The organism is Pseudomonas sp. BF-R-24 (genome assembly GCF_019947335.1).
Lineage (GTDB): Bacteria > Pseudomonadota > Gammaproteobacteria > Pseudomonadales > Pseudomonadaceae > Aquipseudomonas > Aquipseudomonas jessenii.
The window spans coordinates 22477-29224 of sequence record NZ_JAGYGG010000053.1 but is presented as its reverse complement, the minus strand read 5'-3'; the positions used below and the strand labels follow the sequence as shown (position 1 = coordinate 29224).

The 6748-nt window shown below is 56.2% G+C and carries 7 protein-coding genes; 4 read left to right on the top strand and 3 right to left on the bottom strand.

Features of this window, described 5'->3' with window-relative positions; translation table 11 throughout:
• Positions 1 to 188 precede the first annotated feature (188 nt).
• The 3 genes from KGA98_RS26440 to KGA98_RS26430 form a co-directional block, all read right to left on the bottom strand.
• Entirely contained in the window at positions 189 to 464 is a 276-nt protein-coding gene (locus KGA98_RS26440) for a hypothetical protein (RefSeq protein WP_154947709.1), read from the bottom strand.
• A gap of 154 nt (positions 465 to 618) precedes the next feature.
• Positions 619 to 801 (bottom strand): hypothetical protein, encoded by a 183-nt coding sequence (locus tag KGA98_RS26435; protein WP_223504538.1) that lies wholly within the window; start codon positions 799 to 801, stop codon positions 619 to 621.
• Between the two features lie 661 nt (positions 802 to 1462).
• Entirely contained in the window at positions 1463 to 2089 is a 627-nt protein-coding gene (locus KGA98_RS26430) for a hypothetical protein (protein WP_223504536.1), read from the bottom strand.
• A 346-nt stretch (positions 2090 to 2435) separates the two neighbouring features.
• Here KGA98_RS26430 and KGA98_RS26425 point away from each other — a divergent pair, with 346 nt between their 5' ends.
• The 4 genes from KGA98_RS26425 to KGA98_RS26410 all read left to right on the top strand — a co-directional run bounded on the left by KGA98_RS26425 (position 2436) and on the right by KGA98_RS26410 (position 6708).
• The gene (locus KGA98_RS26425) at positions 2436 to 2645 is read left to right on the top strand and encodes a hypothetical protein (RefSeq protein ID WP_223504534.1); all 210 of its coding nucleotides are present in this window, start codon (positions 2436 to 2438) and stop codon (positions 2643 to 2645) included.
• Positions 2646 to 3424: 779 nt separating this feature from the next.
• Positions 3425 to 4297, top strand: coding sequence for a TauD/TfdA dioxygenase family protein (locus KGA98_RS26420; RefSeq protein ID WP_223504545.1), 873 nt, complete (start codon positions 3425 to 3427; stop codon positions 4295 to 4297).
• Positions 4298 to 4403: 106 nt separating this feature from the next.
• Positions 4404 to 4883, top strand: coding sequence for a 2,4'-dihydroxyacetophenone dioxygenase family protein (locus KGA98_RS26415; RefSeq protein WP_218495298.1), 480 nt, complete (start codon positions 4404 to 4406; stop codon positions 4881 to 4883).
• A gap of 181 nt (positions 4884 to 5064) precedes the next feature.
• Positions 5065 to 6708, top strand: coding sequence for a 3-(methylthio)propionyl-CoA ligase (locus KGA98_RS26410; protein WP_218495297.1), 1644 nt, complete (start codon positions 5065 to 5067; stop codon positions 6706 to 6708).
• The last annotated feature ends 40 nt before the right edge of the window (positions 6709 to 6748 follow it).

Here is a 6748-nt window from a genome sequence, read left to right as displayed (position 1 = left end):
ACCCTTGCCTCTGGCTAACACTTCCCCTTGCCGGGTGTGTAGAGGACTTTCACCTCCAAGTCACCAGCGAGGCCACCACAGCCAAGCTGGTTGCGCTTACGCGCAACGCGCCATGCCTGGCGCACAAATAAAAAGCCCCGGCGTTATGCCGAGGCTTGGTGCGATACGTCTTTGTGGCTTCGAGGCTATTAATCACCGGGCTTGGGGCTGGTGCCAGGATTCTTCTTTTCCTCTTCCTGCTCCTTTTCGCGCAAAAACTGCTTCGTTTGCTGCGCCCAATAAAGCGCACCAACAAGGATGCTCGCCTCCTCCCAATTGGAAAAGATTCCTACAATCTTCTCCCCTTCATAAACCACCCAAAGCAACTCCGGAGGGTTTGCTGGAATCGTCACTCCATCACTCCATTCGCTCTTCAGGCTTTGAATTTGAATGACGTTTCGCTGCTTTACTTCAATTAAGCCCATTGACGTTACTCCATGGCGACAGCCGCTAGCGTAAAGGCTGAAAAAAATCTGGGCAAGAAAAAGCCCAGCTCGATGGCCAGGCTTCTGAAGTCGCCTCTCATAACGCGAAAGATCGACATGACGGGGTTAATTTACGGCCAATTGGCCACTATGGTCAAGCCGCGTCTACGAAGATTTGTTCCTGATCGAATATCTCGGTTGCATGGATCACTGTGGCCTCTTCCAACTGCTCCAAGCGCTTATGGATACCACCGCGCCAGTTGCAACGAGTGCGCTCCGGCGAACCGGCCAGATCCCAAGTGTTCATGTCATAGAACTCGGCAGGCAGCACGATCATATTGGTTGAGCGCTTGCCGGTCTGGATACCCTTCAACTTTGGAATGGCCCACGCAGTGAGCGCCTTGTAGATGAACAGTTGCGGCGCTGGGGAACCATACGGACAACCAGGCGGCCAATGGCGGCAACCTTGTTGGCCTTGTGTGTGGAGTACTTGGCGACCAACACATCCCACTGAGCAAGCTCAAGTTGGCGATACAGCAGCGCGTAAAGGCAGCAGTCATAGTCGAACTTGTCGCGAACCGACAACGAACTACCGGTGCCGCCTTGGTAAAGAGACCACGCGTGAGTGCTAAAGCCTGCGTCCGCCCACGCGGAAGCCGTGAGGATTCCACCCAGAGCCAGTGGTTTTGTAGGGGTAAAAACGAAGTAAAATAAAAAGGGGTCGCGAGATAAAAACTCGTAACCCCTTGAATTATATGGTCGGGACGGAGTGATTCGAACACTCGACCCCTAGCACCCCATGCTAAAGCAGCAACGCACATAACCTACTGATTTATATGATAAATCTACCATCCACAGTACGGCAAATTACGTGTATTTTCGTGCTTATACAAACGAAGGAATGCGGCTTGCAGCGAGGGTTTTGCGCAGCCCTTACCCTTGCCTGATGCCCCGCCGCAGCATAAGTCCTTTTGAACAGGCACTCCTGACATCATCCGCTACCGAACGCAGTTGCCTGGGGTAGGAGATGTTAGAGCCCGCGTTGCGGACTCCTCTACTCGCTTTGCCAAATGATAGAGAAGCTGAACAATGCCTAACTTGCGCTGCTGCACTTCAAAGCAGTTCGCTAGCTCCTCCAATTGTTGAACTGAATACCCACCTTTATCGAGCCTGCAAAGCTCGGCAGCGCTAATGTTCACAGCAACGAAGCTTCGATAAACCGCTGGCTCTCCAGCTAACGCGACGGCTATGCAGCCCTCATCGAGCCGGCTTGATGCAATATGAACCTGATAGTTGCGCAGCAACGCAACAACGTGAAGGGATGGATCTGTGGTCCATTTGAACGAGAGCTTGTGATCAAGCTCCTTTATAACCTCTTGAACTCGGCAGAGCTCGGTTAGCGATGCGCGAAAGTAGGCGCCCCTGACTTGGTCTGGGCGGAACGAGGTTGGGGAATGGTCGACCAGTTCAATCTGGCTCGCCATGTGTATCGCGGACTCGATGCAATGCTTTACCGAATGAAATTTACGAGACCAATACATTGGCTTGGGTGGCAACACGAAGCCATGCGTCACATTGACAAACTGATTCGCTTCAAAGCTCGGAACTTTTGCCTTCTTTTCCATAAACGCCCTTTCTGATAATGCCAGTGCGCAGCATGTCCGTGATCTATTCTTGATCCCCCCACCGGTCAGCAGTGGTAGCAGGTGACTGACAACCAATTATCACAGCCCGTTTACCTTAGCGTACAAGCACCCCATGCTTGAAAATGGGCGCATTCCCCACCATTTGTTGAGTCTTCTACTGGCGCTCGCTGCAAACGGTGCCCTACAGAGCTCAACCAAAAATAGCGAGTCCCCGAAAAAGTCCCCACACCTTTTCGGCTCTTCCCCGGCGTCCTGCCGACCATGCCTTTCTTCGCCCCCCGACGTTTGACGACTGCTACGCTGAAACCTCCACGGAGGATTCACGATGCCAAACTCTGACCTGCTCCCTTCCCTGCTATTCAAGCTCAACGAAAACCAACTTGCCCTTGAAGCCGCAATCCTGGAACTTTCGAACTGGGTCGAGCAGCGAGGATCGACCGATGTCGCCGACAACGTGCGCGGCGCCCTTGAAGCTATCGACAAGAACGAAGAGTTCATCAAAATGACGCTCGCGGTGATGATGGCGCCGGAGTGACGGCAATCGGCCGATACTGTTGAAAAAGTCGACCATGGTTTCCGCAGCAGAAAAGTATGCGTCCGAGATTGAAATCTTTACTTGCGGCAGAGGCTTCCGGACTCAGATTTCACGTAGCAGTGTGCAAAAAAGGCGTTTTAACCAGTCAATGACCAGGCTGTTTTGGCGAACCGACTTTTTCAACAGAATCAGCCACGAGCAGACGTTCGATTTTTTTGGGAACCTCAAAGTCCTTTGTTAAAAACACCAGATCGCACTGGTTCCGCAGCCAGTTTGACCAATCACTTTCAGATTGAGTCTTTTACAACTGGGAGAACAAAGCAGCATCCATGGCCTCTCGCATAAAAGCGAGGTCCAGCGACCGCTCACGCGCGTTTTAGTGCTCCTGATTAGCCATATTGCGTGGATTTTCGACGCCCTCGATGCTCCTCACGATATGCACTCCTCCGTCCATCTCTAGAAATTCCGTCCCAGCAGGCAAAACTGCGCCGGTGCGTGGACATTAATCAGCTTAGTCCGTGGTCCCGACGCACCGTCCCAATATGCTAATAAACTGTCCCGCCGCGCCCATAGTCTCGTGCCCTAGATATCTACTATAGGACCAGTACCTCTGCCATCAGCGGGGGCCTGTTACCTATACCGGATGCACATCTTGCGCACCGCCGTACAAGCACGGAGTGGAGACAACAATGACAAAAATCGCCGAAATCCAAGACACCCCTTCACCAGCATCTCTCTCGGCACCGGCCATCATCCGGTCGTCGGTGCGCCAGCATTCGATCAAGGTAGAGCTTTGCACACCCACCATCGGCGCAGAGCTCAGCAACGTCAACCTTGTCGACGCTGCACAGGACCCCGAACTGATCGCGGAAATCAGGGCCCTGTGGCTCAAGCACAAAGTGTTGTTCTTTCGCGACCAGAACATAACTCCAATGGAGCAACAGCACTTCGCCGCGCAATTCAGCGAACTGGAAGCCCATCCCCTGGCGCCGAGCCATCCGGAGGCGGACAAGCTGCTGATGCTGTACCGCAATCTCGATCCGAGCAAGCCCAAGAGCTATGTGGAAAAGGCAAGTCGCGAAAACCTCTGGCATGCCGATGTCACCTACAAGCAGGCGCCGCCCCGCGGCGCGGTATTGCGCTGTGAACTGGGTCCGGAGACCGGCGGCGATACGCTGTTTTCCAACATGGTGATGGCCTACGAAAAGCTGCCCGAAAGCATCAAGCAACGGATCGATGGCTTGTATGCCAAGCACGGTGCTGAGCAGACCTTTGGCGCCCAGTTGCCACGCGAAGAACGTCACGCGATGGCCCTGAAGACCCCCGGCGCCGAGCATCCGGTGGTGCTTGTGCATCCCGAAACCGGCGAGAAGGTGCTGTTCGTCAATTCCGCATTCACCACCCATTTCTCGAACTTCTTCAACTTCGAGGACATCCGCTACGGCCAGGACTTCATGCCCGAGGCTCATCACCTGATGAACTACCTGATGTCTCAGGCCGCGATTCCGGAATACCAGGTACGCCTGAAGTGGCGAACCAATACGGTTGCCATGTGGGACAACCTGCAAGTCCAGCACTACGCCGTGGCTGACTACGGCAATGCGCCACGGAAGATGCTGCGCGCGACCCTGGCGGGAACCCCGCTGACCTGACCCTGACTGCCTGACAGACAGCCCGGGCACCCGACCATCCGTGATGGTCGGACCATCCCGGCCGCCGAAAAATTCCCGATCAAAACAACAATCAACGGAGATACCTATGCTCTACGAACACGTCGACACCGCAGTCATCGATGGCGAATCCCTGCCCTGGATTCCGTTTACCCCTTATGCCGATAACGTCCTGCTCAAGTACTTCAAGCTCGACCCGATCCGTGGCGAATGGATCGTCATGATGAAGGCGCCGATCGACATGCAGCTGCCCAAGCACCACCACACGGGCACGGTGATGGTCTACACCTTCGAAGGCCAGTGGAAATACAAGGAGCATGACTGGGTGGCCGGCCCGGGCAGCATTGTCTACGAGACGGCCGGGTCGACTCACACCCCGGAAGTCGTCAGTACCGGCAATGGCGACGGCTATGTGCTGACCCTGGTCCAGGTCAATGGCGATCTCGCGTTTGTCGATGACAACGACAACATCGTCGCGCTGGAAAACTGGAAGTCCGGGCTCAAGCGTTATCTCGCCTATTGCGAGCAGCATGACATCGCACCGAAAGACCTCACGGCATTCAACTGACCTGCATTTCATGGAAATCCCGGCATCCCCGGTTTTAAGGGGGAGCCGGGGCAGTTGCCAGATCGCAAAAATCCAGGGGAGGGAAACAGGCTGTGTCGGTTCGCGGTCTTGACGCGGAATCTGACAGGGGCCTGGCCGCCTGCTCGCTCCCCGATCACAAACATAAGAACGGAGCGATGCCATGAATGGCCTAATGATGCAAAAGCAGCTATTGATCTCCTCGCTCATTGAGCATGCCGACCGCCATCATGGCGATACGCAGATCGTGTCTCGCAGGGTGGAGGGCGATATCCACCGCTACACCTTCCGTGACTGCCACCGTCGCGCGCGCCAGATGGCCAGCGCGCTGACCAGCCTGGGTGTCCAACCCGCCGACCGGGTCGGCACACTGGCCTGGAATGGCTATCGTCACCTGGAGTTGTACTACGGCGTGTCCGGCATGGGTGCCATTGTGCATACCATCAACCCTCGCCTGCATGAAGACCAGGTGGCTTACATCGCTAATCATGCCGAAGACCAGTACATCTTCTTCGACATGACCTTCCTGCCGCTGATCAAGCTCATCGCTGGCCGCTGCCCAACGGTCAAGGCGTTCATCGCCATGACCGATCACCTGCCGACAGACACCGGTATCGACAACCTGCTGTGCTATGAAGATCTGCTGCAACAGGGCGCCTGCGATTACGTCTGGCCGGATCTCGACGAGGATGCCGCCTGCACGCTCTGCTACACCTCCGGCACCACGGGCAACCCGAAAGGCGTGATGTACAGTCATCGATCTTCGCTGCTGCACACCTATGCCGCCGCGCTGCCGGATGCCCTGAACTGTTCGGCGCGCGACGTCATCCTGCCGGTTGTGCCCATGTTCCATGTCAACGCCTGGGGGCTCCCGTACATCGCGTGCATGGTCGGGGCCAAGCTGGTATTTCCCGGCCCTGCGCTGGACGGCAAATCGCTGTTCGAACTGCTCGAAGCGGAGCAGGTGACCCTCTCTGCTGGCGTACCCACGGTCTGGCAAGGGCTGCTGGGGCATCTGGAGCAAACCGGCGAGCCTTTCTCCAGCATGAAACGCACCATCATTGGCGGTGCAGCCTGTCCCACGGCAATGCTGCACAAGTTTCAGGAGACCTACGGCGTGGCGGTGTTGCACGTCTGGGGGATGACGGAATTGAGCCCGATCGGCACCATTGGCACCCTCAAGGCCAAGCACTTTGGCATGTCCCCGGAAGAGCGTAATGCCGTGCAGTCCAAACAAGGCCGCGCAGTGTTTGGTGTCGACATGAAGATCGTCGGCGCGGACGGCCTGGAACTGCCTTGGGACGGCGCGACCTCGGGTGACCTGATGGTGCGCGGCCCCTGGGTGGTACGCGACTATTTCAGAAATGAAAGCGACTGTTCGCCGCTGCTCGAACACGCCGGCCAGACCTGGTTCCCCACCGGCGATGTGGCAACCATCGATGGCGATGGCTTCATGCAGATCACCGATCGCAGCAAGGATGTGATCAAGTCGGGTGGCGAGTGGATCGGCTCGATCGATCTGGAGAACATTGCCCTGAGCCATCCCTCAGTCGCCCAGGCGGCCTGCATCGCCGCGAAACACGCGAAGTGGGATGAACGGCCCTTGCTGATCATCGTCAGGAAAGCGCAGGCAGCCCTGACCCGGGAAGATCTGCTGGCCTTTTATGATGGCAAGATTGCCAAGTGGTGGACGCCGGATGATGTGGTCTTCGTCGACACGATTCCACTGGGTGCTACGGGCAAGGTGTTGAAGAACCGTCTGCGCGAGCAGTTCGGCGATCATCTGCTGGTCAAGGCTGCCAGCTGAGTAACAAGGAAAAAATCCAGCCCTGTCCATGTGCAAAGGC

What these genes read in the sequence shown, in the direction of transcription:
- KGA98_RS26425 (WP_223504534.1), top strand. Translation starts at nt 2,436, where the DNA reads ATGCCAAACTCTGACCTGCTCCCTTCCCTGCTATTCAAGCTCAACGAA.
- KGA98_RS26430 (WP_223504536.1), bottom strand. Translation starts at nt 2,089, where the DNA reads ATGGAAAAGAAGGCAAAAGTTCCGAGCTTTGAAGCGAATCAGTTTGTC.
- KGA98_RS26415 (WP_218495298.1), top strand. Translation starts at nt 4,404, where the DNA reads ATGCTCTACGAACACGTCGACACCGCAGTCATCGATGGCGAATCCCTG.
- KGA98_RS26440 (WP_154947709.1), bottom strand. Translation starts at nt 464, where the DNA reads ATGGGCTTAATTGAAGTAAAGCAGCGAAACGTCATTCAAATTCAAAGC.
- KGA98_RS26435 (WP_223504538.1), bottom strand. Translation starts at nt 801, where the DNA reads ATGATCGTGCTGCCTGCCGAGTTCTATGACATGAACACTTGGGATCTG.
- KGA98_RS26410 (WP_218495297.1), top strand. Translation starts at nt 5,065, where the DNA reads ATGAATGGCCTAATGATGCAAAAGCAGCTATTGATCTCCTCGCTCATT.